At 66.5% G+C, this 23,040-nt stretch carries 23 protein-coding genes; 11 read left to right on the top strand and 12 right to left on the bottom strand.

Annotated features, from left to right (window positions below):
* Positions 1–28: 28 nt before the first annotated feature.
* The 6 genes from M5E06_RS06535 to M5E06_RS06510 all read right to left on the bottom strand — a co-directional run bounded on the left by M5E06_RS06535 (position 29) and on the right by M5E06_RS06510 (position 4,805).
* Entirely contained in the window at positions 29–574 is a 546-nt protein-coding gene (locus M5E06_RS06535) for a fasciclin domain-containing protein (protein WP_109150055.1), read from the bottom strand.
* 157 nt (positions 575–731) lie between these two features.
* Positions 732–2,630 carry a potassium transporter Kup gene (locus M5E06_RS06530; RefSeq protein WP_252137581.1) on the bottom strand — a complete coding sequence of 633 codons (1,899 nt, stop codon included), beginning with the start codon at positions 2,628–2,630 and terminating at the stop codon, positions 732–734.
* Between the two features lie 260 nt (positions 2,631–2,890).
* Complete coding sequence (gene fliP / locus M5E06_RS06525; protein WP_109073142.1) at positions 2,891–3,679, bottom strand: flagellar type III secretion system pore protein FliP; 789 nt, start codon at positions 3,677–3,679, stop codon at positions 2,891–2,893.
* Entirely contained in the window at positions 3,676–4,014 is a 339-nt protein-coding gene (locus tag M5E06_RS06520; protein ID WP_252137580.1) for a FliO/MopB family protein, read from the bottom strand. The genes fliP and M5E06_RS06520 overlap by 4 nt, the downstream gene beginning before the upstream one ends.
* Before the next feature lie 21 nt (positions 4,015–4,035).
* On the bottom strand, positions 4,036–4,449 hold the full coding sequence (locus M5E06_RS06515) for a hypothetical protein (protein ID WP_252137579.1): 414 nt from the start codon (positions 4,447–4,449) through the stop codon (positions 4,036–4,038).
* Positions 4,446–4,805 (bottom strand): EscU/YscU/HrcU family type III secretion system export apparatus switch protein, encoded by a 360-nt coding sequence (locus tag M5E06_RS06510; RefSeq protein WP_109073145.1) that lies wholly within the window; start codon positions 4,803–4,805, stop codon positions 4,446–4,448. The genes M5E06_RS06515 and M5E06_RS06510 overlap by 4 nt, the downstream gene beginning before the upstream one ends.
* Positions 4,806–4,999: 194 nt before the next feature.
* Here M5E06_RS06510 and flgB point away from each other — a divergent pair, with 194 nt between their 5' ends.
* The 8 genes from flgB (at position 5,000) to recA (ending at position 12,360) form a co-directional block, all read left to right on the top strand.
* Positions 5,000–5,404 carry a flagellar basal body rod protein FlgB gene (flgB, locus tag M5E06_RS06505; protein WP_136705742.1) on the top strand — a complete coding sequence of 135 codons (405 nt, stop codon included), beginning with the start codon at positions 5,000–5,002 and terminating at the stop codon, positions 5,402–5,404.
* 41 nt (positions 5,405–5,445) lie between these two features.
* Positions 5,446–5,856 (top strand): flagellar basal body rod protein FlgC, encoded by a 411-nt coding sequence (gene flgC, locus M5E06_RS06500; protein ID WP_109073147.1) that lies wholly within the window; start codon positions 5,446–5,448, stop codon positions 5,854–5,856.
* Between the two features lie 52 nt (positions 5,857–5,908).
* Positions 5,909–6,208, top strand: coding sequence for a flagellar hook-basal body complex protein FliE (fliE, locus tag M5E06_RS06495; RefSeq protein ID WP_109073148.1), 300 nt, complete (start codon positions 5,909–5,911; stop codon positions 6,206–6,208).
* 42 nt (positions 6,209–6,250) lie between these two features.
* A complete protein-coding gene (locus M5E06_RS06490; protein ID WP_149267524.1) occupies positions 6,251–6,610 on the top strand; it encodes a flagellar biosynthetic protein FliQ in 360 nt (119 codons plus the stop codon).
* Positions 6,607–7,377 carry a flagellar biosynthetic protein FliR gene (fliR, locus tag M5E06_RS06485; protein ID WP_252137578.1) on the top strand — a complete coding sequence of 257 codons (771 nt, stop codon included), beginning with the start codon at positions 6,607–6,609 and terminating at the stop codon, positions 7,375–7,377. The genes M5E06_RS06490 and fliR overlap by 4 nt, the downstream gene beginning before the upstream one ends.
* Positions 7,378–7,390: 13 nt before the next feature.
* Positions 7,391–8,467: a flagellar biosynthesis protein FlhB gene (gene flhB / locus M5E06_RS06480; protein ID WP_252137577.1), complete on the top strand. Its 1,077-nt coding sequence runs from the start codon at positions 7,391–7,393 to the stop codon at positions 8,465–8,467.
* Between the two features lie 130 nt (positions 8,468–8,597).
* A complete protein-coding gene (locus M5E06_RS06475) occupies positions 8,598–11,129 on the top strand; it encodes an ATP-binding protein (protein ID WP_502801961.1) in 2,532 nt (843 codons plus the stop codon).
* A 151-nt stretch (positions 11,130–11,280) separates the two neighbouring features.
* Positions 11,281–12,360 carry a recombinase RecA gene (recA, locus tag M5E06_RS06470; protein WP_085089587.1) on the top strand — a complete coding sequence of 360 codons (1,080 nt, stop codon included), beginning with the start codon at positions 11,281–11,283 and terminating at the stop codon, positions 12,358–12,360.
* A gap of 102 nt (positions 12,361–12,462) precedes the next feature.
* On the opposite strand, the gene M5E06_RS06465 is transcribed toward recA, so the two are convergent.
* Complete coding sequence (locus M5E06_RS06465; RefSeq protein ID WP_252137575.1) at positions 12,463–13,038, bottom strand: hypothetical protein; 576 nt, start codon at positions 13,036–13,038, stop codon at positions 12,463–12,465.
* 88 nt (positions 13,039–13,126) lie between these two features.
* Positions 13,127–15,739, bottom strand: a complete 2,613-nt coding sequence (locus M5E06_RS06460; RefSeq protein ID WP_252137574.1) for a glycosyltransferase family 2 protein — start codon at positions 15,737–15,739, stop codon at positions 13,127–13,129.
* A 256-nt stretch (positions 15,740–15,995) separates the two neighbouring features.
* Between M5E06_RS06460 and M5E06_RS06455 the strand changes: the two genes are divergently transcribed.
* Both M5E06_RS06455 and M5E06_RS06450 read left to right on the top strand, forming a co-directional pair.
* The gene (locus M5E06_RS06455) at positions 15,996–16,406 is read left to right on the top strand and encodes an HIT domain-containing protein (protein WP_252137573.1); all 411 of its coding nucleotides are present in this window, start codon (positions 15,996–15,998) and stop codon (positions 16,404–16,406) included.
* A 57-nt stretch (positions 16,407–16,463) separates the two neighbouring features.
* The gene (locus M5E06_RS06450; RefSeq protein WP_252137572.1) at positions 16,464–16,661 is read left to right on the top strand and encodes a hypothetical protein; all 198 of its coding nucleotides are present in this window, start codon (positions 16,464–16,466) and stop codon (positions 16,659–16,661) included.
* 152 nt (positions 16,662–16,813) lie between these two features.
* Here M5E06_RS06450 and M5E06_RS06445 read toward each other — a convergent pair whose 3' ends face one another.
* The 3 genes from M5E06_RS06445 to M5E06_RS06435 are packed head-to-tail and all read right to left on the bottom strand — an operon-like array spanning position 16,814 to position 21,774.
* Positions 16,814–17,767 (bottom strand): ACT domain-containing protein, encoded by a 954-nt coding sequence (locus M5E06_RS06445; protein WP_252137571.1) that lies wholly within the window; start codon positions 17,765–17,767, stop codon positions 16,814–16,816.
* Position 17,768: 1 nt separating this feature from the next.
* The gene (gene mfd, locus M5E06_RS06440; RefSeq protein WP_252137570.1) at positions 17,769–21,410 is read right to left on the bottom strand and encodes a transcription-repair coupling factor; all 3,642 of its coding nucleotides are present in this window, start codon (positions 21,408–21,410) and stop codon (positions 17,769–17,771) included.
* 40 nt (positions 21,411–21,450) lie between these two features.
* A complete protein-coding gene (locus M5E06_RS06435; protein WP_252137569.1) occupies positions 21,451–21,774 on the bottom strand; it encodes an FAD assembly factor SdhE in 324 nt (107 codons plus the stop codon).
* Between the two features lie 224 nt (positions 21,775–21,998).
* Between M5E06_RS06435 and sugE the strand changes: the two genes are divergently transcribed.
* Positions 21,999–22,316 carry a quaternary ammonium compound efflux SMR transporter SugE gene (sugE, locus tag M5E06_RS06430; protein ID WP_252137568.1) on the top strand — a complete coding sequence of 106 codons (318 nt, stop codon included), beginning with the start codon at positions 21,999–22,001 and terminating at the stop codon, positions 22,314–22,316.
* Positions 22,317–22,487: 171 nt separating this feature from the next.
* Here sugE and M5E06_RS06425 read toward each other — a convergent pair whose 3' ends face one another.
* Complete coding sequence (locus M5E06_RS06425; protein WP_252137567.1) at positions 22,488–23,027, bottom strand: glycine cleavage system transcriptional repressor; 540 nt, start codon at positions 23,025–23,027, stop codon at positions 22,488–22,490.
* Positions 23,028–23,040: the final 13 nt, after the last annotated feature.

Here is a 23,040-nt window from a genome sequence, read left to right as displayed (position 1 = left end):
CCCGCTCCGCGCCGATGGCCTTGGGCCGTTACTTCGGCAGCAGAACCTTGTCGATGACGTGGATGACGCCGTTGGACTGTTCGACGTTGGCGATGGTGACGCGCGCCATGTTGCCGGAAGCGTCGGCGACCATCACGGCGTCGCCGGACTGGGTGAAGGTCAGCGGCATGCCTTCCACTGTCTTCAGCATAGCCTTGCCGTTGCCCTTCTTGATGTCGGCCACGATGTCCTTGGCGTCCAGCTTGCCGGGAATGACGTGGTAGGTCAGCACCTTGGTCAACTGCGCCTTGTTCTCCGGCTTCAGCAGCGTATCGACGGTGCCGGCGGGCAGGGCGGCGAAGGCCTCGTTGGTGGGTGCGAAGACGGTGAAGGGGCCCTTGCTGTTCAGCGTGTCGACCAGCCCGGCGGCCTTCACGGCGGCGACGAGGGTGGTGTGGTCCTTGGACTGGGACGCATTCTCCACGATGGTCTTGCTGGGGTACATCGGCGCGCCGCCGACCATCTTTTCCATGGCCGCATTGGCGCAACCGGCAAAAAGAAGGGTGGCGATCGCCACGGTGGCAACCTTCTTCATAGCATTCCCTCTTGTCGGTGAAGGTCCGCTTCCCGCGGACACAACACCGTTACGGGGGAGGCTTCCGGTCAGATCACAGCAGAGTCTGTGCGTGGCACCGATTTTTGTTTGCGCGAAAGAGGTAATGCTCTGGTGGTGCAGCGCCGCCTCCCGACGGCTAGAGCTGCACCTGCGTCCCCAGCTCCACCACGCGGTTGGGCGGCAGTTTGAAGAAGTCGGTGGCGCTGACCGAGGTGCGGGACATCACCACGAACAGCTTCTCCCGCCACAGTGCCATTTGGGAGTTCATCTGCGGGATCAGCGTCTCCCGGCCCAGGAAGAAGGAGGTCGCCATCACGTCGAACTCCAGCCCGAAGGCCTTGCACAGGCGAAGCGCCTTGGGGATGTTCGGTTCCTGCGAGAAGCCGTAGCGCACGGTGATGCGGTAGAAGCCGTCGGCCAGCCCCTCCACCACCACGCGGTCCTTGGCGGGGACGCGCGGCACATCCTCCACCACCACCGTGACGAAGACGATGCGCTCGTGCAGGACCTGATTGTGTTTCAGGTTGTGCAGCAGGGCGATCGGCACGGTGTTGGAACTGGAGGTCATGAAGACCGCCGTGCCCTTCACCCGCTGGATGTCGCCCTTCTTCGCCTGACGCTGGATGAAGGCGTCGAGAGGCAGCGATTCCTCGGCCAGCCGCTTGGTCAGCACGGCCCGGCCGCGGCGCCATGTCGACATCAGCCCCAGCGTGACGCAGGCGATCACCAGCGGCACCCAACCGCCATGAGGAATTTTCACCGCATTTGCGGCGAAGAAGGAAACCTCCACCGTCAGGAAGGCCGCGCCGACGGCGAAGCAGAGCGGCAGGCTCCAGCTCCAGCGGCGGCGCGCCACCACCAGGAACAGGGTCGTGGTGATGATCATGTCACCCGTCACCGCGATGCCATAGGCGGCGGCGAGACGGCTGGAGGATTGGAAAACCAGCACCAGCCCCAGCACCGCGGCCAGCAGGCCCCAGTTGGCGCGGGGAATGTAGATCTGCCCTTCCTCCTCGTTGGAGGTGTGGCGGATGTCGAGGCGCGGGCAGAGGCCCAACTGCACCGCCTGCCGGGTCAGCGAGAAGACGCCGGAGATCACCGCCTGGCTGGCGATGACGGTGGCGGCGGTGGACAGGCCGATCAGCGGATAGAGCCCCCACTCCGGCGCCAGCAGGTAGAAGGGACTGCGCACCGCCGTCGGGTCGTTCAGCAGAAGCGCGCACTGGCCCAGATAGTTTAGCAGCAGGCCCGGCAGTACCACGGCCAGCCATGCCACCTGGATCGGGCGGCGGCCGAAATGGCCCATGTCGGCGTAGAGCGCCTCGCCGCCGGTCACCGCCAGCACCACCGCGCCCAGCACCAGGAAACCGGCGACGCCATGCTCGGCGAAGAAGGCGATGGCATAGTACGGGTTGAAGGCGACCAGCACGCTCGGTTGCCGGATCACCTCCAGCAGGCCCAGGATGCCGAGCGTGGAGAACCACACCAGCATGATCGGACCGAACAGCGCGCCGACGCGCGAGGTGCCATGGCTCTGGATGGCGAACAGGGCGATCAGGATGGCGACGGTCAGCGGCACCACCGACGACTCCAGCGCCGGCTCCGCCACGCCCAGGCCCTCGACTGCGGACAGCACGGACATCGCCGGGGTGATCATGCCGTCGCCGTAGAACAGCGAGGCGCCGAACAGGCCGAGCGCCGTCAGGATGGTCAGCTTGCCCGACGCATCCGGCCGCGTCTTGGACGCCAGCGCCAGAAGGGAGAGGATGCCGCCCTCGCCCTTGTTGTCGGCCCGCATGACGAAGCCCACATATTTAACGGTGACGACCATCACCAGCGCCCAGAACACCAGCGACATGATGCCCAGGACATTGTCATGGGTCAGGGCGAGCCCGTGGTCGCCGCCGAAGCATTCTCGCAGCGTGTAGAGCGGGCTGGTGCCGATGTCGCCATACACCACCCCGAGGGCACCCAGGGTCAGCGTCGCGAGCTTGCCGGAGTCGGGCGGCGCGGCCTTCAAAGCGGTATCAGTCATGCAGTGATTGCGGTCCGAAGTTGGTCCGTCGTTCGATGGCGCCCATCGCGGCGATGTCCCGGCCCGTCGCCCCTTCGGCGGCTGCGAACGGTCGGATCCATCCGGCGGGATCGGCGTCCTTGCCAATCATCCCACCGACGCACATCGCCTTTCCTCATACGCGCTTACTGCGCACAACGCCAGCGCGGGCTCGCGCCGCGAAGGCCAAGCCCGGGGGCTGCGACGAAGTGCGCAGGGCTGTTCGCGCTATGCGGGCGCCCTCAAAGCGTTCCGAAACTCCGGGCCAGGGAGCCGGCGATCAGATACCACCCGTCGACCAGCACGAAGAAGATGATCTTGAACGGGATGGCGACCATGGTCGGCGGCAGCATCATCATGCCCATCGACATCAGGATGGACGACACCACCATGTCGATGATGAGGAAGGGAAGGAACAGCAGGAAGCCGATTTCGAACCCGCGCTTGATCTCCGAGATCATGAAGGCCGGGACCAGGACGTGCAGCGGCATGTCGTTCGGCTCCTGCACATTCTGCAGGCGGGCCATGTCCATGAACAGGCGCAGGTCCTTCTCGCTGGTGTGATGCAGCATGAAATCGCGCAAGGGCGCCACCGTGCGGCGGAACGCCTCCATCTCGTCGATTTCCTGGTTCATCAGCGGCTGGATGCCCTGGGTGTAGCTGCGCTCGAACACCGGGGCCATGACGAAGAAGGTCAGGAACAGCGCCAGCGACATCATCACCGTGGTCGGCGGCACCTGCTGCACGCCCAGCGCATTGCGCAGGAAGGACAGCACGATGACGATGCGGGTGAAGGCCGTCATCATGATGAGGATCGACGGTGCCAGCGACAGCACCGTGATCAGGCCGATGGTCTGGACGATGCGGCCGGTGGCGGTGCCGCCGGCGTCACCCAGGTCGAAGGTCAGGCTCTGCGCCAGCGCCGGCCCGGCGCTCAGCCCCAGCACCACGCCAACGACGAGCGCCAGCGCCAGCCCGGCGGCTGCCGGTTTCCACCAGGATCCCACGCGCCTCAGGACGGCCCCAGTCATCGCGGCTGGCTCCCGGCCGGTGCAGACGCGGCGGGGGTATCGGCCGTCCCGGCGAGCGCCGTGTCGAATCCCTCGGCGGGGGCACTGTCCACCAGCAGGTCGCCGTTGGCGCTCAACAGGATCAGATGCTCGCGGTCATCGCGGCGGACAAGGATCAACCGCCGCTTGGCGTCGATTGGCAGCGCCTCCACCACGCTCAGCCGGCGCTGGCGGGCGCGTCCGCGTACGGTGCCGCCGGCCATCCCGACCCGGCGCATCACCCAGGCGACGATCATGATGAGCGCCACCACGAAGACGAGCGCCATCAGGAAACGGATATACTGGTCGAGATCCATGGAAACGGCAGGCTTTCTGTATCAGGGCGTATCGTCGGGACGGCCCGGAGCGGCCGGGGCGCCGTTGCGGCCATAGGCGGCGGCGGCACGCTGACGGGCGGTGTGCGGGTCGTCGCGGCCGGCCAGCGCGGCGGCGATGGTTTCCTCCCTCCGGGCCTGCTGGTCGGTCAGCGCGGCGGCCAGCGGCGCCAACGCCGCGACCAGATCGCCGAGCGGGCCGAGCAGGGTCCGCGCCTTGCCCCGCGGCAGGGCTTCGGCGGCGAGGCAAAGATGGGCGACGCGCTCCTCCAGCCCGGCGAGGTCGATCAGCACCCCGGCCTCGGCCTGAGTGCGCGCATCGTCGAGCGTTGCACCCAGCGCCACCGCCTGGTCCGCGATCCGGCCGGCCGACTCGGTGCTTTCGGGCGAAGGGGAAGCGGTTGGCGGACGGGTCACGGCTTGTCCTCTTCTACGATGTCCTCGGAGTGCGGTTCCGACGGCATCGTGCCGTTGGCGCGGTAGACATAAGCGAGGATTTCCGCCACCGCGGCGATGGCCTCGACAGGAATGTCGCTGTCGACCTCGATGGCGGACAGGATCTCGACCAGATCGGCGTCCTCGCGCACCTTCACGCCGTTGGCGAAGGCGACCTCCAGGATTTGCTCCGCGACCGTTCCCTTGCCGGTGGCGACGATCCGCGGCAGCGTCTCCGTCCCCAGTTGGTATTTCAGCGCAACCGCGACCGGCCGCCGGGCAGGGGACGGCCTCTTGCCGGCTGGCGGTGAGGCGGGAGGGCGGGCTTGCGCGGACAACAGGCGGCCTTATCGAAGGGTCCTTCCTGCGCCGCATCCTGGACCGGTAGGCTTAACGAACTGTAAAGGCGTGGTGTCTGCGCGGTTCCACATGCCGGGATTCATTCTTCGTTAACGCAAACGGGCGACCATCGGAGGCTGTGACGATGCCCGGCCTGGGCAGCGTTCGGCGGCATTGGGGCGGGATCAGGGCCATGGACCTCGGTAATCTCGGCATCTTCAAACTGATGTCACGCAAGATGGACTGGCTGACCCAGCGTCAGGAAGTCATCTCGCAGAACATCGCCAACGCTGATACTCCTGAGTACAAGGGCCGCGACCTGAAGCCCTTCACCTTCCGCGACGCGCTCGGCGACAGCCGGCGGCTGACTCCGGTGGCGACCAACGCGTCCCATCTGGCAGGATCCCGCGGTCCCGGCGGCATGGCGCAGGAACAGAAGGTGCGTGATCCGTACGAGACGGCGCCGGACGGCAACAACGTCGTCCTGGAAGACCAGATGATGCGGATGAGCCAGAATTCGATGGATTACCAGACCATCACCAACCTGTACAAAAAGCAGGTGGCGATGATCAAGTCGGCGATCCGCTCGGGCAGTTGATCGGCTTGGATTTGCCGGCGGGTTTTTGAGGAGGCGGTGCGATGGATCTCTACAAGTCGATGGCGGTTTCCGCCTCCGGCATGAAGGCGCAGGGCACGCGCCTGAAGGTCATTTCGGAGAATCTGGCGAACGCCAACACCACCGCGGAAACGCCGGGCGATCTGCCTTACCGGCGTAAGACGGTCATCTTCAAGAACGAGCTGGACCGCGCGATGGACGTCGACAAGGTCCGCGTCGCCAAGGTCGATGTGGACAAGAGCGATTTCCAGCGCCGCTACGATCCCTCCCACCCGTCGGCCGACGCCGACGGCTATGTGCTGATGCCGAACGTCAATTCGGTGGTCGAGGCGATGGACATGCGCGAGGCCCAGCGCAGCTACGAAGCCAACCTGTCGGCCATCGACACCGCGCGCCAGATGCTGACCCGCACCATCGACATCCTGCGCGCCTGATCTCGTCCCGCGCAAACGCCCCTGAACCTCCCGACCGACCGGAACCGCCGCCATGATCAATCCGCTGAACGCCGCCGCGGCCTACGCCACCACCGCCGCCAAGACGACCGGCCCCGGCATGGCCGCGCGCGACGGCCTCTCCTTCGGCGACGTGCTGGAACAGGCGGCCAAGGAAAGCATCGGCACCCTGAAGAAGAGCGAGGACATGTCGGCCATGGCGGCCGTCGGCAAGGCGGACCTGAACGACGTCGTCCAGGCCGTGACCAATGCCGAGGTGACGCTGCAGACCGTCACCGCCGTGCGCGACAAGGTGCTGAACGCCTATCAGGAAATCCTGCGCATGCCGATGTGACGGCGTCCGTTTCGCACCCTCCGCCGTTCTGAACCAGTCGTCATGAACGAGACCGAAGTCATCGAACTCTGCCGCACGTCCATCGTCACGCTGGTGATGGTCTGCGGGCCGATTCTGGTCATCATGATGGCGGTCGGCACCGTCATCTCCATCTTCCAGGCGGTGACCCAGATCAGCGAGCAGACCCTCGCCATGGTGCCGAAGGTGCTGCTGGTCTTCGGCCTCAGCATCCTGCTGATGCCCTTCATGCTGGGCAAGCTGACCGACTTCTTCGAACATGAGGTCGCCGACCGCATCGTCGCCATCGGCGTCGGCGCCACCGACAATGGCGGCGCGCCCTTCACGCCCGGCACCGGCGTGACGCCGCCCCCGGCGCCGACCGCGGCCGCGGCGGGCCAATGAACGTCCTGCAGCAGCTTCTGGGCGAGCAGATCTTCGTCTGGATGTTGGTCTTCATGCGGGTCGGCACCGCCTTCAGCGTGATGCCCACCATCGGCGACGCCTTCGTTCCCACCCGCATGCGCCTGCTGTTCGCGCTGGCGGTCAGCACGCTGGTGGCGCCGGCGATCCGGCCGATGCTGCCGCCGATGCCCGACAGTCCGTTCCAACTGATGGTGTTGGCTGCCGGCGAGATGACGGTGGGGATTTTCCTCGGCACCATCGCCCGGCTGCTGATGGGCGCGCTGGAGGTGGCCGGCACCATCATCAGCCTGCAGAGCGGCCTTGCCAACGCGCAGATCTTCAACCCGGCGCTGGCGACATCGGGCTCTCTGCCCGGCTCGCTGATGGGCTGGCTGGGGCTGCTGCTGATTTTCGTCACCGACCTGCATCATCTGCTGATCATGGCGGTGGTCGACAGCTACGCCACCTTTACGCCGGGGGCGGCGATCCCGATCGACGACATGGCGAACGTGGTCGGGCAACTGGTGTCGAAAAGCTTCATGCTGGGGGTGCAGATGTCCGCCCCCTTCCTGATCACCGGCATGCTGTTCGCGCTGGCGCTGGGGCTGCTGAACAAGCTGGCGCCGCAGGTGCAGGTGTTCCAGCTGTTCACCTCCGTCCAGGTGCTGCTGGGTCTGTTCATGTTCGCGCTGACGCTGGGCGCGATGATGCTGTTCTGGCTGTCGCGCTTCGAATCGACCTTCATCGAATTCCTGAAGCCGCTGTAGAGGGGGGACGCCCGTGTCGGAAGAGGCGGACGAGTCCTCCAAAACAGAGGACCCGACATCCAAGAAACTCGACGAGGCCCACAAACAGGGCCAGTTCGCGATGACCCGCGAGGCCGCGAACTGGTTGATGGTCGCGGCGATGCTGGTGGTGCTGGTCTCCATCCTCCCCGGCACCCTGAAGGGGCTGGTGTTCCGGCTGAATTACTATTTCGAGAATCTGGACCAGTTCACCTTCGATCGCGCCGGGGTCGGCGCGCTGCTGTTCCGGGTGATGCGCGACGTGATGTGGGCGCTGTGGCTGCCCATCCTGCTGTTCGTGGTGGCCGGCGTGGTGTCGACCATCGGCCAGACCGGCTTCCACGTCTCCTGGGAGCTGATCTCGCCGAAATTCAGCAAGCTGAACCCACTGCCCGGCCTGATGAACATGTTCAAGGCCAACCAGGGGGTGGAACTGCTGAAGAGCATCGCCAAGCTGGCGGTGGTTGGCGGAGTCGCCTACATGGCGCTGGTGCCGATGTTCGGCGGAATCGAGGCCTATATCGGCATCGACATCGTCACCATGCTGCTGCAGATGGACGGGCTGGCCCATCGGCTGCTGATCTGGGTCCTGGTGGTCCTCACCTTCATCGCTGCCGGCGACTTCCTGTGGCAGAAGCAGCAGTTCGACAAGAAGATGAAGATGACCAAGCAGGAGGTGAAGGACGAGCACAAGCAGCAGGAAGGCGATCCCGTCGTCAAGGGCCGCATCCGGCAGATCCGGTTCGAGCGCGCGCGCAAGCGCATGATGGCCGCGGTGCCGAACGCCGACGTGGTGGTCACCAACCCGACCCACTTCGCGGTCGCGCTGAAATACGACCCGACCCAGATGGGCGCGCCGATGGTCCTGGCGAAGGGTGTCGATCAGGTCGCCTTCAAGATTCGCGAGATCGCCGAATCGAACAATGTTCCGGTCATAGAAAACCCGCCCCTCGCCCGTGCGCTCTATGCCGCTTGCGATATCGACGAAGAAGTTCCGTCCGAGCACTATCGGGCGGTCGCCGAAGTCATTACCTATGTCTTCAAGCTCAAAGGGCGGGCGCTGCGCAACTGATCCGGCTCCGTAACGGTTGACGGGACCGGTGGAGCGGCCGACCATCGCAGGTGGCGCGACGGAGATGCCCGGTCGGTAACATCCGGTCCCGGGCAACTCCCAGGAAGACCGTGTGGGGTTTGGAGTATTGGTGGACGACACAACTTCCCTTTCCGACACCGCACGCAATGCAGCGAACCACCGGGCGTCGTCCGGCGGAGTGCTGATGCTCATCCAATATGCGCTGGCGCCGGCCGGGCTGCTGGTGCTGGCCGCCGGCCTGCTGCTGGACCGCGACGAGGTCGGTTGGCTGGGCGCCGGGCTGGCGGCGGCGGGCGTGGCGCTGCTGATTGGCCGAAGCGTGTCGGTGGTGCGGCGGTCGGCGCGGATCGGCGCGCTGCTGAGCGGCGCGCTGGAAGGGATGCCGGCCGGGCAGCTGGTCTGCGACGGGGCCGACGAGGTGGTGTTCGTCAATGCGGCCTTTCGCGAACTGGCGGGCTGGCGCCGCGGCGAACGGCCGCTGGACGCCCTGGCGCGCCAGTTTTCCGGCGACCCCGACAGCGCGCGCGAGTTCCGCCGCCTGCGCGAGCGGGTGAGGGCCGGTGCCGCCGCTTCGGCCGAGCTGGCGATCCCGGCATTGGACAACCGCCCGCCGGAATGGCGCAAGGTGCAGGGGCAGCCGGTCGCCGGCTTCCCCGGCTCCGTCCATTGGCGGATCGAGGACATCACCGCCCGACGTGAGCTTGAGCATGTGATGCTGCGCGAGCAGGCCAAGCTGGCCGACTTCATGGAGCATGCGCCGGTCGGCTTCTTCTCGGTCGATCAGAACGGCCATTTCCTGTTCGTCAACGCCACACTGGCGCAATGGCTGGAGGCGGCACCCGGCGATCTGACCGACGGCGAATCGCGGCTGCACCGCATCCTGGCCGTGCCCCCGGTCTCCGCGGCCCCCTTCGACCTGTTCGATCACGGTGGCGGCGAGCAGCGCGGCGAGCTGACCATGGTGGGGCTGCGCGGCCGGCGTTTCCAGGTTGCGGTGGCGCAGAGCGTGGTGCGGGCCGACGACGGCACCATCCACACCCGGTCGGTCGTGCGCGACCTGTCGCCCGAACGGGAATGGCAGGAGGCCCTGCGCCAGTCCGAACAGCGGTTCCAGCGCTTTTTCGAAGACGCGCCGATCGGCATCGCGCTGGTCAACGAGACCGGCCAGCTGACCGAATGCAACGAGGCCTTCCTGGCGCTGATCGGCAGCGAGGCGGGCAGCGTCATCAACCGCCCGATGGCCGACCTGATCGTCCCGGCGGAGCGTGAGGCGGTGACCGCACGGCTGAAATCCGTGCAGGGCGGCGCCGACCCGGCCCACCCGCTGGAGGTGCGGCTGTCCGGCGGGCGGGAACTGACGGCCCAGCTCTATGCCCGGCGCCTCGCCAACCCGGTGCGCACCGATGGCCGCACGGATGGCGGCAAGGTTGATGGGGTCGGCCTGATCCTGCACTTCATCGACATGACCGAGCGCAAGAGCCTGGAGGCGCAGTTCGCCCAGTCGCAGAAGATGCAGGCGGTCGGCCAGTTGGCCGGCGGCGTGGCGCACGACTTCAACAATCTGCTGACGGCGATGATCGGCTTCTGCGACCTGCTGCTGCTTCGGCACAAGCCGGGCGACCAGTCCTTCAGCGACATCATGCAGATCAAGCAGAACGCCAACCGCGCCGCCAACCTCGTGCGGCAACTGCTGGCCTTCTCGCGCCAGCAGACCCTGCAGCCGCGCGTCATCAACGTGACCGACGTGCTGGCGGAGCTGGCGAACCTGTTGCGCCGCCTGATCGGCGAGAACATCGAATTGAAGATGATCCATGGCCGCGACCTGGGGCTGGTCAAGGTCGACCAGAACCAGCTGGAGCAGGTCATCATCAACCTGGTGGTCAACGCCCGCGACGCCATGGCCGGCGGCGGCAAGCTGACCATCAACACGACCAACTACGTCGTCAGCCAGCCGGAACGGCGGGAGCATGAGACGATCCCATCCGGCAGCTATGTCTCCATTGAGGTGATCGACACCGGCTGCGGCATCGCGCGGGAGAATCTGCAGCGCATCTTCGAGCCCTTCTACACGACCAAGGAGGTCGGGTCGGGTACCGGGCTCGGCCTGTCGACGGTGTACGGCATCGTCCGGCAGACCGGCGGCTTCGTGCTGGTCGATTCGGCGGTGGGGGAGGGCACGACCTTCACCATCCTGCTGCCGCACCACCAGGGCGAACTGCGCCCGGTCGACACCGCCGAACCGCGGGAGCGGCGCGGCAGCGACCTGACCGGCACCGGCACCATCCTGCTGGTAGAGGACGAGGACGCCGTGCGCGTCTTCTCCGCCCGCGCGCTGCGCAACAAGGGCTATCAGGTGCTGGAGGCCAAGAACGGCGAGGCGGCGCTGCAGCAGATCGAGACCAACGGCGCCTCCATCGACCTGCTGATCACCGACGTGGTGATGCCGCAGATGGATGGTCCGACGCTCGCCCGCCATGTCCGGAAGCTGCGCCCGGAAATGCGGGTGATCTTCATCTCCGGCTATGCCGAGGACCGGCTGGGCGAGATCGACGGCGTCGAAGTCGCCTATTTCCTGCCCAAGCCCTTCTCGCTGAAGCAGTTGGCCTCCAAGGTGAAGGAGGTCATCCGTGATGGTCGGTAAGGGCGAATCAGCCCGCAGCGGCATGCCCGGACATACCCTGTAAAATAGGAACGCACAGGCAACATCAGCCCTTGCAAACGAGAACGAAGAGAGTACATTCAGCCTCGTTGCAAGAGCGCCGACCGTGTGTTCTAAGAGAGGGGTACCGGGCATGTCGTCCGCACAGCTTCGTTTGGTCGAGAAGGATTCCATGGACAAGCAGAAGGCGCTCGATGCCGCCCTGAGCCAGATCGAACGCGCGTTCGGCAAGGGCTCGATCATGAAGCTTGGCGCCCGTGAGAACTTGGTCGAGACGGAGGTCATCTCCACCGGCTCCCTGGGTCTCGATATCGCGCTGGGCATCGGTGGCCTGCCGAAGGGCCGCATCATCGAAATCTACGGGCCGGAAAGCTCGGGCAAGACGACGCTGGCGCTGCACGCCATCGCCCAGGCCCAGAAGGCCGGCGGCACCTGCGCCTTCGTCGATGCGGAACACGCGCTCGACCCGTCCTATGCCCGCAAGCTGGGCGTCAACATCGACGAGTTGCTGATCTCCCAGCCGGACGCCGGCGAGCAGGCGCTGGAGATCGCCGACACGCTGGTGCGCTCCGGCGCCATCGACGTGCTGGTGGTCGACTCGGTCGCCGCGCTGGTGCCGCGCGCCGAACTGGAAGGCGAGATGGGCGACAGCCATGTCGGCCTGCACGCCCGCCTGATGAGCCAGGCTCTGCGCAAGCTGACCGGCTCGATCTCCAAGTCGAACTGCCTGGTGATCTTCATCAACCAGATCCGCCTGAAGATCGGCGTGATGTTCGGCAATCCGGAGACGACGACCGGCGGCAACGCGCTGAAGTTCTACGCTTCCGTGCGCCTCGACATCCGCCGCATCGGCTCGATCAAGGACCGCGACACCGTCGTCGGCAACCAGACCCGCGTCAAGGTGGTGAAGAACAAGATGGCCCCGCCGTTCCGCGTGGTCGAGTTCGACATCATGTACGGCGAAGGCGTGTCGAAGGTGGGCGAACTGCTCGACCTCGGCATCCAGGCCGGCGTGGTCGACAAGTCGGGCGCGTGGTTCAGCTATGACGGCACCCGCATCGGCCAGGGCCGCGAGAATGCCAAGACCTACCTGCGCAACAACCCCGAGATGGCCGACGCGATCGAGGCCAAGATCCGCGGCAACGCCGGTCTGGTCGCCGATGCGATGATGGGCACCCCGGAAGCCGACGGCGAAGCCTCCACTCCGGAGTAACGCTAGGGCAGGTGGAATGAGAGGCCCCGCCTTCCGAAAGGGAGGCGGGGTTTTTTTGTGGGTGGGGGCATCGAAGCTGACACTTCTTCTCGAATCAAGCCCTCACACATCCACGACCATATGCGGCCTGAACGCTCCTTCCAGCGTCAGCAGCAAATGCAGGTAGACCGCCACCTTGCGCGCGCGGTCGCTGTTGCGGGTCAGGCAGTCACGCAGTTGTTCCGCCAGTCGTGCGGTTTCCGGATCCAGTTCCGGTGCGGCGGCGATGGCAGCCTGGACGATGTGTTCCGGATCGACGGGGACCTCTGCCGCCGGGTCCTTCAGCAGGGCTTCGGCGATCGCCTCTTCGTCATGGTGGACCGGGGGCGGAGCGACCGGTGGTGGTGGGGCGCGGCTGGACAGGTGGCTGCGGAGATTGTCCTTCAACCGGGTACGCTGACGCTCGTCCAGCCCGTCGAATTGATCGACCTCGTCGAACAGAAGATCGTACAGGCGCCGCCGCTGCGGGTTGGGCGGGTTGTGGTCGCGCCGCTCCTGCTCGCGGTCGTGCCGCTCCTGGCGAGGGTTGCGGCGGCTGTTGCGGTCGGTGGCGTTGCCGCTCCGCTCGACGCCTGCAGTGGTGCGGACGCTGAACTCCGGCGGGCCGATGCCGCGCCCGGAGGTGAGATTGCCGGACATGAGCCGCCTCCCGGGTTTGGTTCTCCCTGGCGGTCAAGTCTGGCAGAGCCGGCGCTTTCGTCAATGCGAAAGCGCCGGCTCCCATTGGTCAGTCACCGGCCCCGGCACTCACGGCGCCGTCGGCGGCTTCCGGCTTGCTCTTGCCGAAGCCGATGGTGGGGAAGACGTTGATCAGCGCGGTGATGAAGGCCGCCAGATAGGGCAGCGACTGTACCACCAGCAGACCCGACCACATGAAGGCGTCGCGGTTCTCGTGGCCGAAGACCATGACGATGGCAAGCGCCGCGCCCCACAGCGACACCAGCAGCACCAACTCCTCCCGCGCCATCAGGAAAGCCTGCATCAGCGCCGGCTGGTTTTCGCACTTCGGCGTGCGGACGAAGGGCCGGCCGGAGGTGAAGATGCCCAGCCACATGGCGCGGCCGACGGTGTGGGTCAGCGCCATGCCGGCCACCGCCGCCCCGACCTTGTCCCAGAAGCCGCACTTTACCCGCGCCTCGTAGAGCCAGAGCGAAGCGCCGACCTTGAAGGCGAAGACGCTGAGCGTCGGGATCATGAAGACGTTGGGCGGGAATTCGAAATATTTGGGGAAAGCCATCAGGCCGATGGACCAGATGATGCCGGCGATGCCGAACACCATATGGGCGGCGTCGGCAAACCAGGGCAGCCAGCCGGTGATGAAATGGTACTTCTGGCCGGTGGTCAGCTCCTTCGCACCCGGCGACAACTGGCGCCAATGGTGCTTCAGGATCTGCACGGCGCCGTAGGCCCAGCGGAAGCGCTGCGTCTTGTAGGCGGAGAAGCTGTCGGGAACCAGCCCCTTGCCATAGCTCTCCGGCATATAGACCGCTTCATAGCCATGCTCGAACAGGCGCAGGCCGAGGTCGGCGTCCTCGGTGATGCACCATTCGCCCCAGCGGCCGACCTTTTCCAAGGCCGACTTGCGGATGATGGTCATGGTGCCGTGTTGGATGATCGCGTTGCGCTCGTTGCGCTGGATCATGCCGATGTGGAAGAAGCCGGCATATTCCCAGTTGGTCATGCGCTGGAACAGGTCGTGTTCCCATTCGCGATAATCCTGCGGCGACTGGACGAAGCCGACCTCCGGCCGGTTGAAGTGCGGAATCGTCGCCTTCAGCCAGTCGGGATGGACCTGATAGTCGCTGTCGATGACGGCGATGTGTTCGGCGTCGGGGGCGGTCTGCGCCAGACCAAAATTCAGCGCACCGGCCTTAAAGCCCGGCCAGTTGTCGAGATGGAAGAAGCGGAACTTCGGCCCCAGCTTCTTGCAGTATTCCTCAATCGGACGCCAGACCGCCGGGTCCTTGGTGTTGTTGTCCAGCAGCAGGACTTCGTAATTCGGGTAATCCAAGTTGGCCAGCGCGTCCAGCGTCTGCATGACCATGTGCGGCGGCTCGTTGTAGCAGGGCACGTGGATCGACACCTTCGCCGCATTGGGCAGCGGAGCGGCGGAGCAGGGGATGAACTTGCGTTTGAACTTGTGCTGCCAGACGACCTCGGTCAGTTCCATGCCGTCGATCAGCATGACCGCGAACAGCACCAGCTGGCAGAAGATCAGCAGGCCCCAGGCGATTTCGGTGGTGAGCGCGAGGCCGGCGGCGGACGCCGCGCTGACGGTGAAGACGAGGACGGAGGCCACCGCCTGGATCAGCGCGCCATAGAAGATCTGGCCGCCGATCTTCAGGTCGCTGCGGCGCCACAGGAAGAACACCAGCGGCAGGAAGCCCAGCGCAATGGCGGTGGCGCACTTGATCTCCCAGTTGCGGATCTCGTGCACCCCGCCGATCATCGGGAATTTCGGGTTGCGCTGATAATCCCACAGACCCCAGCTGGTGCCGGCGGTGCCCTCGATCTCCCGCTTCCACGGCTGATCGAAGGCCTCCATGATGAAGTAGTCGAGCTTGTTCTGGGCAGCGACGTTCAGGAAGTTGCGGATGAACTTGGCCTGATTCACCTGGCTGGCCTCGGCGCCGCGGCGCCACGGTCCATCGGCCGGCCAGCCGATCTCGCCGATCAGGATGTGCTTGTTCGGGAACTTCTGCTTCAGCTCATTGTAGCGGAACATGGCGTAGTCGACCGACTGGTCGACCGGCACGCCTTCCCAATAGGGCAGCAGGTGGACGGCGAGAAAGTCGACCGCGTCGACCAATTCCGGGTGCTTCAGCCAGACGTGCCACGGCTCCGCGATGGAAACCGGGACGTTGACCTTCTTTTTCACCCGCTTGATGTAATCGATGGCCTGCGGCACCGTCAGATCGGCGCGCAGGATCGCCTCGTTGCCGACCAGCACGCGGCGGACGTTGCTGTTGGCACGGGCCAGCTTGATCAGGCCGGCCAGTTCGGGCTCGTCGATCTCCGGCTTGCCGGCCGTCCAGGCGCCGGCGGTGACCGGCAGCCCGTGCTTGGCGGCGATGGCCGCCACCATTTCGGAGCCGTCGGTGGTCGAATAGGTTCGGACGGCCTTTACCGCGCCCTCAAGCGCGTCCATGTCCTTCTCGATGTCCTCGGCGGACGCCTTATCGCCCTTCGATGGGCTCTTGTCCGAGTGGAAAGGTGTATAGGCGACGCCGGTGATGGCGCCGGCCCAGGACCGCTCGTCCACCGGACGGTTCCACAGCGCCCAGAAGGCGATGTTGCCGAGGATCACCAGGATCAGAACCGCAAAGGCCGATTTGCGCATGTGGGTCGTTCTCGCTCGCCGCACCAGAAAACATGGATACGGCCCGTGGAGATGGCGCAAGGGGACTGTTGCCGCCCCGACCATGTCCTCGGACCGAACTCTACTATCGTCCAACGAATGCCGCTGCGCCGTATGGCCGGCGCGCACGGCAATCTATACAAGCTTCGCGGTTGCCCCGCCACTGCCGGCTATAACAGGGCAGCCTCCGGATTATTCCCCCGGCGGCGCCCGCCGCAGGCCATGAATGGAGTGAAGCATGTTTTCCCTTAACGAACGGCTACAGGCCGATACCCGCCCTGTGTCCGATCTGGGGCTGTGCCGGGTTCTGCTGATGAACAACCGGCTGTGGCCCTGGCTGATCCTGGTGCCGATGCGCGAGGGGGCCGTGGAGATCCACCGGTTGGAGGAGAGCGATCAGGCGACGCTGATTCGGGAGATCGCGCAGGCGTCCCGCGTGGTGGAGCGGCTGTTCGCGCCGGACAAGATGAATGTCGGGGCGCTGGGCAACATGGTGCCGCAGCTGCACGTCCACGTGATCGGCCGGACGCGGGGCGATCCGGCATGGCCGGGGCCGGTTTGGGGGTCCGGGCATGCCGAACCGTATGAGGCGGCGGAGGCAGATGCCCTGGTGGAACGATTGGCCGAGGCGTTCCGCGTCGGTGCGTGAACTTTGTCGCGCCGTGAGTGTTTGGGTGGTCAACCACCTTTTCGGGAGACCGCCATCATGGCCGACCAGGACCGCTCCAAATCCGTGACCTCCGACGCGCCGTCGGACGCCGCCCAGCGAATCGAGGACAAACTGGTCGACAAGACCGGCAAGGCCTCCGGCGATCCCGACAAGCCCGTTCAGCAGAAGTGGGAGGAGATGGGCGAGCGCGAGGACATTATCGAACGCAGCCAGCGCGAAGGGGGAGGGGTTTAGAAGGTCGGCACTTGCCCCCACCCTAACCCTCCCCCGCTGGGCGGGGGAGGGAACTCCCGCTGTATCGCGAATCTACCCTCCCTTGCGAAGCGGGGGAGGGAGGGACCCACGCGCCAGCGTGGGAGGGTGGGGGCAAGTGGCGTCGGCGCGCCCTACCGCTTCACCGTACAGCTCAGCGCCAGCACGTCGGCGGCCTTTTCCAGGTCGTCGGCGCGGACCAGCACATAGTCGGTGTTGTAGGTGGAGATCGCGAAGATCGGCAGATGGGCCTGGGCCAGCGGAACGGCGATGCGGGCCAGGATGCCGAACAGCGAGAAATCGACCACCCCCTCCACCCGGAAAGCGCGCCAGCCGCGTTCGACCTTGACGCCGTCGGGCACCCGGTCCTCGCGGCAGAGAATCGACAGTTCCTCTCCGGTCCGGGTGGCGCCGACCAGCGGGTCGGTCCAGTCGAGCCAGTCCGGCAGGCCGCTGCCGGGCGGAAGCTGGGCCACCGCCAGACGGTCGGGCAGGATCGTCAGGGTCAGGCCGGTCTGCTCCCGCACCAAGGCGGCGGTCAGCGTGGCTTCGTCCACCTCGAAGGGCTTCAGGATGCGGCGCGCACGGGCGGCCAGTGACGGCACGCCGGAGCGCATGGCGCGGCCCAGCATTTCCGCCGAGGTGGCGCGCAGCCCGACATCCGATTCGGCCAGATCGACCACCGCCTGCAAGGCGCTGGTCTGGACGATGCGGCTGGGGCTGTTCTCGAACCAGTCGGCCAGCAGGACGGCGGCGCGGTGGCGCTGCTCCTCCGTCATGGTCAGGCGCGGCACGATCTGGGCAAGGTGCCAGCGCACCTCCGCCTGTTCGATGGCGACAGCGTCGGTCAGCAGATGCTCGACATAGGGGTCGAGCCAGCCGGGATTGCCGCGCGATACCCGTTCCAGCGCATCGGCAGCGCGCATGCGCACGCTGGCATTGCGGTCGAACAGGCAGCCGACCAGTTCCGCCAGCTTGCCGCGGTCGGCCGACACCTCGTCGGCGACGGAGGGGGCGTCGCCCACCGTCCGCCGGTCGCCGATCGCCAGCCGGCGGGCGAGCGAGGCGTTCCGGATCAATTCGTCCATCTCAGCGCCGCCCGGTCGGACGGCCGAACCGCGACGGCGTACCGAAGCGCGAAGCGATCTTGGCCCCGGTCGGCTTCGGCGGCGGCGGCGGAGGGGGCGGCGGTGGGGTTTCACCGCGCGGCACGCCGCCGCCCGACGCCATTTCCGCCAGATCCTTGACCAGCTTCTGTACGCTGCGCACGCGGGCCTGCGGATCGGGCCATTCGCGGACATAGACCAGCTTGTGGTCGGGCCGCAGCTTCATCAGCGTCAGGTGCTGGGCGATGTAGGTCAGCAGCTTGGCCGGCTCGGCATAGAAATTGTCGTGGAAGGCCAGCACCAGACCCTTCGGCCCGGCATCGACACGGTCGATGTTGGCCTGTTTGCACCAGCGCTTGATGGTGACGACGTCCAGCAGGTTCTCGACCTCCTCCGGCAGCTTGCCGAAGCGGTCGATCAGTTCGGCGGCGAAGCCGTCCACCTCCGCCCGGTCGACCAGATCGGCGATGCGGCGGTAGAGCGACAGCCGCACGGTCAGGTCGGGGACGTAGCTTTCCGGGATCAGCACCGGCGTGCCCAGGTTGATCTGCGGCACCCACTCCTGCGCCGCAGCGGCGGCGACGGCACCCTCCTGCATGGATGCCCGGGCGTTGGCTACCGCCTCCTCCAGCATCTGCTGGTAAAGCTCGACGCCGACCTCGCGCACCTGCCCCGATTGCTCCTCGCCCAGCAGATTGCCGGCGCCGCGGATGTCCATGTCGTGACTGGCGAGCTGGAAGCCGGCGCCCAGGCTGTCCAGCGTCTCGATGACATGCAGACGCTGTTGTGCGGTGGCGTTCAGCGGCTTGTTGGGAGCGTAGGTCAGATAGGCATAGCCGCGCTTCTTCGACCGGCCGACTCGGCCGCGGATCTGATAAAGCTGGGCCAGTCCGAACAGGTCGGCGCGGTGGACGATCAGCGTGTTGGCATTGGGGATGTCCAGGCCGCTTTCGATGATGTTGGTCGCGAGCAGGACCTCGAACTTGCCCTCGTCGAAGGCGGTCATCACGTCTTCCAGCTCGCTGGCCGGCATCTGGCCGTGGGCGGTGACGATCTTGACCTCCGGGACCAGATCGCGCACCCGCTCGGCCACCTTCGCCAGATCCTCGATGCGTGGGCAGACATAGAAGCTCTGGCCGCCGCGGTAATGCTCGCGCAGGATGGCCTCGCGGATCACCACGGGGTCGTAGGGCAGGACGAAGGTTCGCACCGCCAGCCGGTCGACCGGCGGGGTGGCGATCAGCGACAGCTCGCGCACGCCGGACAGCGCCATCTGCAGGGTGCGCGGGATCGGCGTGGCGGTCAGCGTCAGCACATGGATGTCAGCGCGCAGCTCCTTCAGCCGCTCCTTCTGCTTCACGCCGAAATGCTGCTCCTCGTCGACGATGACCATGCCGAGCCGCTTGAAGTCGAGCCCCTTGGCGAGCAGGGCATGGGTGCCGACGACGATGTCGGCCGTGCCCTCCGCCAGTTCCTTCTTCACCAGCGTCTGTTCGCGGGCGGTGACCATGCGGGACAGCTGGACCACGCGCACCGGCAGCCCGGCGAAGCGGGTCGAGAAGGTGCGGAAATGCTGGCGGGCGAGCAGGGTGGTCGGCACGACGACGGCGACCTGCTTGCCGCTCATCGCCACCATGAAGGCGGCGCGGAGCGCCACCTCGGTCTTGCCGAAGCCGACGTCGCCGCAGACCAGCCGGTCCATCGGCCGGCCGCTGCCGAGGTCGGTGAAGATGTCCTCGATGGCCTTCAGCTGGTCGTCGGTCTCGGGGTAGGGGAAGCGGGCGGCGAACTCCTGATAGACGCCCTCCGGCGTCAGCACCGGATCGGCCTTCTTCAGCATGCGTTCGGCGGCGATCTTCAGCAGGGCTTCCGCCATGTCCTTCAGGCGCTTCTTGACCCGCGCCTTGCGGCCCTGCCAGCCGGCGCCGCCCAGCTTGTCGAGCTGGACGTTCGCATCCTCCGAGCCGTAGCGCGACAGCACCTCGATGTTCTCGACCGGGACATACAGCTTGTCGCCGCCCTCGTAGATCAGGCGCAGGCAGTCGTGCGGCGCGCCGGTGACCTCCAGCGTTTCCAACCCATCATAGCGGCCGATGCCATGGTCCATGTGGACGACGATGTCGCCCTCATGCAGGGCCGAATGCTCGGCGATGAAGTTGGCGGCCTTGCGTTTCTTCTTGGCTGGGCGGACCAGACGGTCGCCGAGGATGTCCTGTTCGGTGATGACGGCAAGGTCCGGGGAGGTGAAGCCATGCTCCATCCCCAGCACGATGGTGCCGATGATGCCGCGGTCGAACCGGCGGACATCTTCCATGCTCTCCGCCGGCTCCAGGCCGGGGATGCCGTGGTCGGCCAGCACATTGGACAGGCGGTCGCGCGACCCGGCGGAATAGCCGGCGATCAGCACGCGGCGCCCGTCGGCACGCAAGGCGCGGATATGGTCCTTCACCGCATCGAAGACGTTCACGTCGGGGCGGTTGCGCTCCTCCGCGAAGTCATGGCCGCGCTTGCCGCCGGCGTCCACCGTGCCCTTGATGCCGGGGGGCGTGGAGAAGATCTGCAACTGCGCCACCGCACGCTCCGCCATCAGCGCGTCCCAGACGGTGGCGTCGAGGAACATCGAGGCGACCGGCACCGGCTTGTAGACCGGCGATCCCGCCCGCTTCTCGATGGTCATCATCGAATCGCGGGAGGCGTGGAAATCGACGACCTGGGCGATGCGGGCGTCGCGCGCCTCGTTGGCCTGATGGTCCAGGCTGACGATGCCGCGCGGCAGGTAATCCAGCACCGTGTCCATGCTCTCGTGGAACAGCGGCAGCCAATGCTCCATCCCGCCATAGGACCGGCCGGCGGAGATCGCCTCATAGAGCGGGTCGTCGTCGGTCACCGCGCCGAACAGCTCGCGGTAGCCGGAGCGGAAGCGGGCGATCCCGGCCTCGTCCAGGAAGACCTCGGACATCGGCTTCAGCTCGACACGGTCGCGCTTGTCGGTGGTGCGCTGGGTCATCGGGTCGAAGGCGCGCACCCCCTCCAGCTCATCGCCGAACAGGTCGAGGCGGAGCGGCTCCTCCGTGCCCGGCGGGAACAGGTCGATGATGCCGCCGCGCACCGCGAACTCGCCCGGTTCCCGCACCGTCTGGGCGCGTGTATAGCCGTTGCCGGCGAGGTAGCGCTGCAGCTTTTCCAGGTCGATGCGGTCGCGCAGCTTGGCCGAGAACACCGCGTTTTTGAAGGCGCTGCGCGGCGGCACCTTCTGCACCACGGCGTTCACGGTGGTGAGCACAATCAGCGGGGCCAGCCCGTCCCGGTTCGACGCCGCCTCGCGCCGTGCGATCAGGCGGGTCAGCGTGTCGATGCGGCGGGCGACGATGCCGCCGTTCGGCGATACCCGGTCGTAGGGCAGGCAGTCCCAGGCCGGGAAGGTCAGCACCTCCAGCTTCGGCGCGAAGAACGTCAGCGCCTCCGCCAGCAGGGCACAGCGCGTGTCGTCCAGCGCCACATGCAGCAGGCCATAGGCCCCGGCCTTCTGCGCAAGCTCCGCCAGAATGCGGGCGTCATGACCCTCGGGCGCGCCGCCGATCAGGAGACGGCCGGCGCGGCCGGGCTGGAGATCGTAACTGACCAAAGGAGGATGCCTCGGGAATGCTGCGGGACGAGCGAGAACGTCAGGAGCCTTGACGTGGTGTGTAACGGAATGCCGTCAACAGGCGCATCACGTCATTGTCATGCTCGGCCGGCACCGGCTCGCGCCCCGACATCCAGTCGTAGAGGTCGGGATCGCCAAGCTCCAGCAGCGCCTCGAATCGGTCGAGCATGGTGTGGTCGAAGTCGCCGACATGGGCGTCGGCGAAGCTGCCCATCAACAGGTCCATCTCGCGAGTGCCACGGTGCCAGGAGCGGAAGCGCAGGCGCTTGCGCCGGTTTTCAAGCGATTCGGCCTTCTCGGGAGCCTGCGTCTTGGAAGCCGGGGGGGTGCCGTTTTCGGTCATTGATTTCCAACGTCGAAAGCCCCCAGCGCCACCAGCGGCGAAGGGGGGAACCATTCAGGAACCCCATCCTGCACGGGCCGGCGCGGCGATGCAACCTTGGCTGCGTGTCTTGACCCCGCGGACAGCCTGTCCTATCTGCGGTCTGGCCCGCGGGGACGACCCCGCCGACTGCAGAGGGTATCCGGGTGGGGACGACCCCGCCATTCCAAGACGGAGGTACCGTCATGGCGTGGGTCACGCTGTTCTTCGCTGGTCTTTTCGAAATCGGCTGGGCCGTCGGCCTGAAATACACCGACGGCTTCACCCGTCTGGTTCCGAGCGTGTTAACCGCCGCGGCGATGCTGGCAAGCATCCTGCTGCTGGGGGCTGCGTTGAGGAGCCTGCCGCTCGGGACCGCCTATGCGGTGTGGACGGGAATCGGTACGGTGGGTACGGCGATACTGGGCATGCTGCTATTCGGCGAGCCCGCCGAAGCGTTGCGACTGCTGTGCATCGCGGCGATCGTCGGCGGGATCGTGGGGCTGAAGGTTCTGCACGGGTGAGTTTGGGGGCTGGGGGTGGAGTGCGGGGTGCCGGTGCCCCCTCCCTAGCCCTCCCCCGCTAACGCGGGAGAGGGAACTCCGCCGCTTCGCAATTCAGTTTACGCCGACAAGCGTTCTGCCCCCTCTCCCGCGAAGCGGGGGAGGGATGGGGAGGGGGCATTCAGCACCCCCTCAAAGCGCCTCCGTCCGGCAGGTCAGCCCCAACGTCTCCGCCGTGTTGGCCACCGCCGACAGGCAGACCTCCGCCCGCTCCGCCGGGATCGACACGGAAAAGCGCAAGACGTACCGCTCGCCGGCACGGTCGGGCAGGGTCTGCGCGTCCAGGCGGACGATGTTCGCGTCGAACTGGGTGAAGATCTCCGACAGACGCGCCACGAGGCCGGGCTGGTCGCCGCCCGACACCTCGACGCGGTGGGTGATCAGCGCCTGCGGGCCGGGCTGCGGGTCGAAGGCGAAGGGGCTGACCTTCACCTCGGCACCGGCCAGGACGTGCAGGGACGACAGGCTGGCCTGAAGCTCCGCCACCGTCAGGCCGTCGGGCAGTTCGCAAACGGCGGAGAACTCCGCGCCGCTGCCCAGCGAGGCGAAGGTGGCGTCGCGCAGGTTGATGCCCTGTTCGAACAGATGGCTGGTGATGCCGGAGACCAGACCGACCCGGTCGGGGCAGAAGGTGGAAACCAGGGCCAAGCCAGCAGTCGATTCCGTCGCCATCGCACGTCTCCCG

The organism is Azospirillum sp. A1-3 (assembly GCF_023806445.1).
Taxonomy (GTDB): domain Bacteria; phylum Pseudomonadota; class Alphaproteobacteria; order Azospirillales; family Azospirillaceae; genus Azospirillum.
The sequence above is the reverse complement of the archived record's forward strand: the minus strand, read 5'-3'. Positions and strand labels throughout refer to the sequence as shown.

Excerpts from the sequence above, each read along its gene's own strand:
- M5E06_RS06520 (WP_252137580.1), bottom strand. The coding sequence starts at position 4,014 with ATGGATCTCGACCAGTATATCCGTTTCCTGATGGCGCTCGTCTTCGTG.
- M5E06_RS06490 (WP_149267524.1), top strand. The coding sequence starts at position 6,251 with ATGAACGAGACCGAAGTCATCGAACTCTGCCGCACGTCCATCGTCACG.
- M5E06_RS06460 (WP_252137574.1), bottom strand. The coding sequence starts at position 15,739 with ATGCGCAAATCGGCCTTTGCGGTTCTGATCCTGGTGATCCTCGGCAAC.
- flgB (WP_136705742.1), top strand. The coding sequence starts at position 5,000 with ATGGACCTCGGTAATCTCGGCATCTTCAAACTGATGTCACGCAAGATG.
- M5E06_RS06425 (WP_252137567.1), bottom strand. The coding sequence starts at position 23,027 with ATGGCGACGGAATCGACTGCTGGCTTGGCCCTGGTTTCCACCTTCTGC.
- fliP (WP_109073142.1), bottom strand. The coding sequence starts at position 3,679 with ATGACTGGGGCCGTCCTGAGGCGCGTGGGATCCTGGTGGAAACCGGCA.
- sugE (WP_252137568.1), top strand. The coding sequence starts at position 21,999 with ATGGCGTGGGTCACGCTGTTCTTCGCTGGTCTTTTCGAAATCGGCTGG.
- M5E06_RS06445 (WP_252137571.1), bottom strand. The coding sequence starts at position 17,767 with ATGGACGAATTGATCCGGAACGCCTCGCTCGCCCGCCGGCTGGCGATC.
- recA (WP_085089587.1), top strand. The coding sequence starts at position 11,281 with ATGTCGTCCGCACAGCTTCGTTTGGTCGAGAAGGATTCCATGGACAAG.
- M5E06_RS06450 (WP_252137572.1), top strand. The coding sequence starts at position 16,464 with ATGGCCGACCAGGACCGCTCCAAATCCGTGACCTCCGACGCGCCGTCG.
- M5E06_RS06455 (WP_252137573.1), top strand. The coding sequence starts at position 15,996 with ATGTTTTCCCTTAACGAACGGCTACAGGCCGATACCCGCCCTGTGTCC.
- fliE (WP_109073148.1), top strand. The coding sequence starts at position 5,909 with ATGATCAATCCGCTGAACGCCGCCGCGGCCTACGCCACCACCGCCGCC.
- M5E06_RS06535 (WP_109150055.1), bottom strand. The coding sequence starts at position 574 with ATGAAGAAGGTTGCCACCGTGGCGATCGCCACCCTTCTTTTTGCCGGT.
- M5E06_RS06465 (WP_252137575.1), bottom strand. The coding sequence starts at position 13,038 with ATGTCCGGCAATCTCACCTCCGGGCGCGGCATCGGCCCGCCGGAGTTC.
- M5E06_RS06435 (WP_252137569.1), bottom strand. The coding sequence starts at position 21,774 with ATGACCGAAAACGGCACCCCCCCGGCTTCCAAGACGCAGGCTCCCGAG.
- flgC (WP_109073147.1), top strand. The coding sequence starts at position 5,446 with ATGGATCTCTACAAGTCGATGGCGGTTTCCGCCTCCGGCATGAAGGCG.
- M5E06_RS06530 (WP_252137581.1), bottom strand. The coding sequence starts at position 2,630 with ATGACTGATACCGCTTTGAAGGCCGCGCCGCCCGACTCCGGCAAGCTC.
- fliR (WP_252137578.1), top strand. The coding sequence starts at position 6,607 with ATGAACGTCCTGCAGCAGCTTCTGGGCGAGCAGATCTTCGTCTGGATG.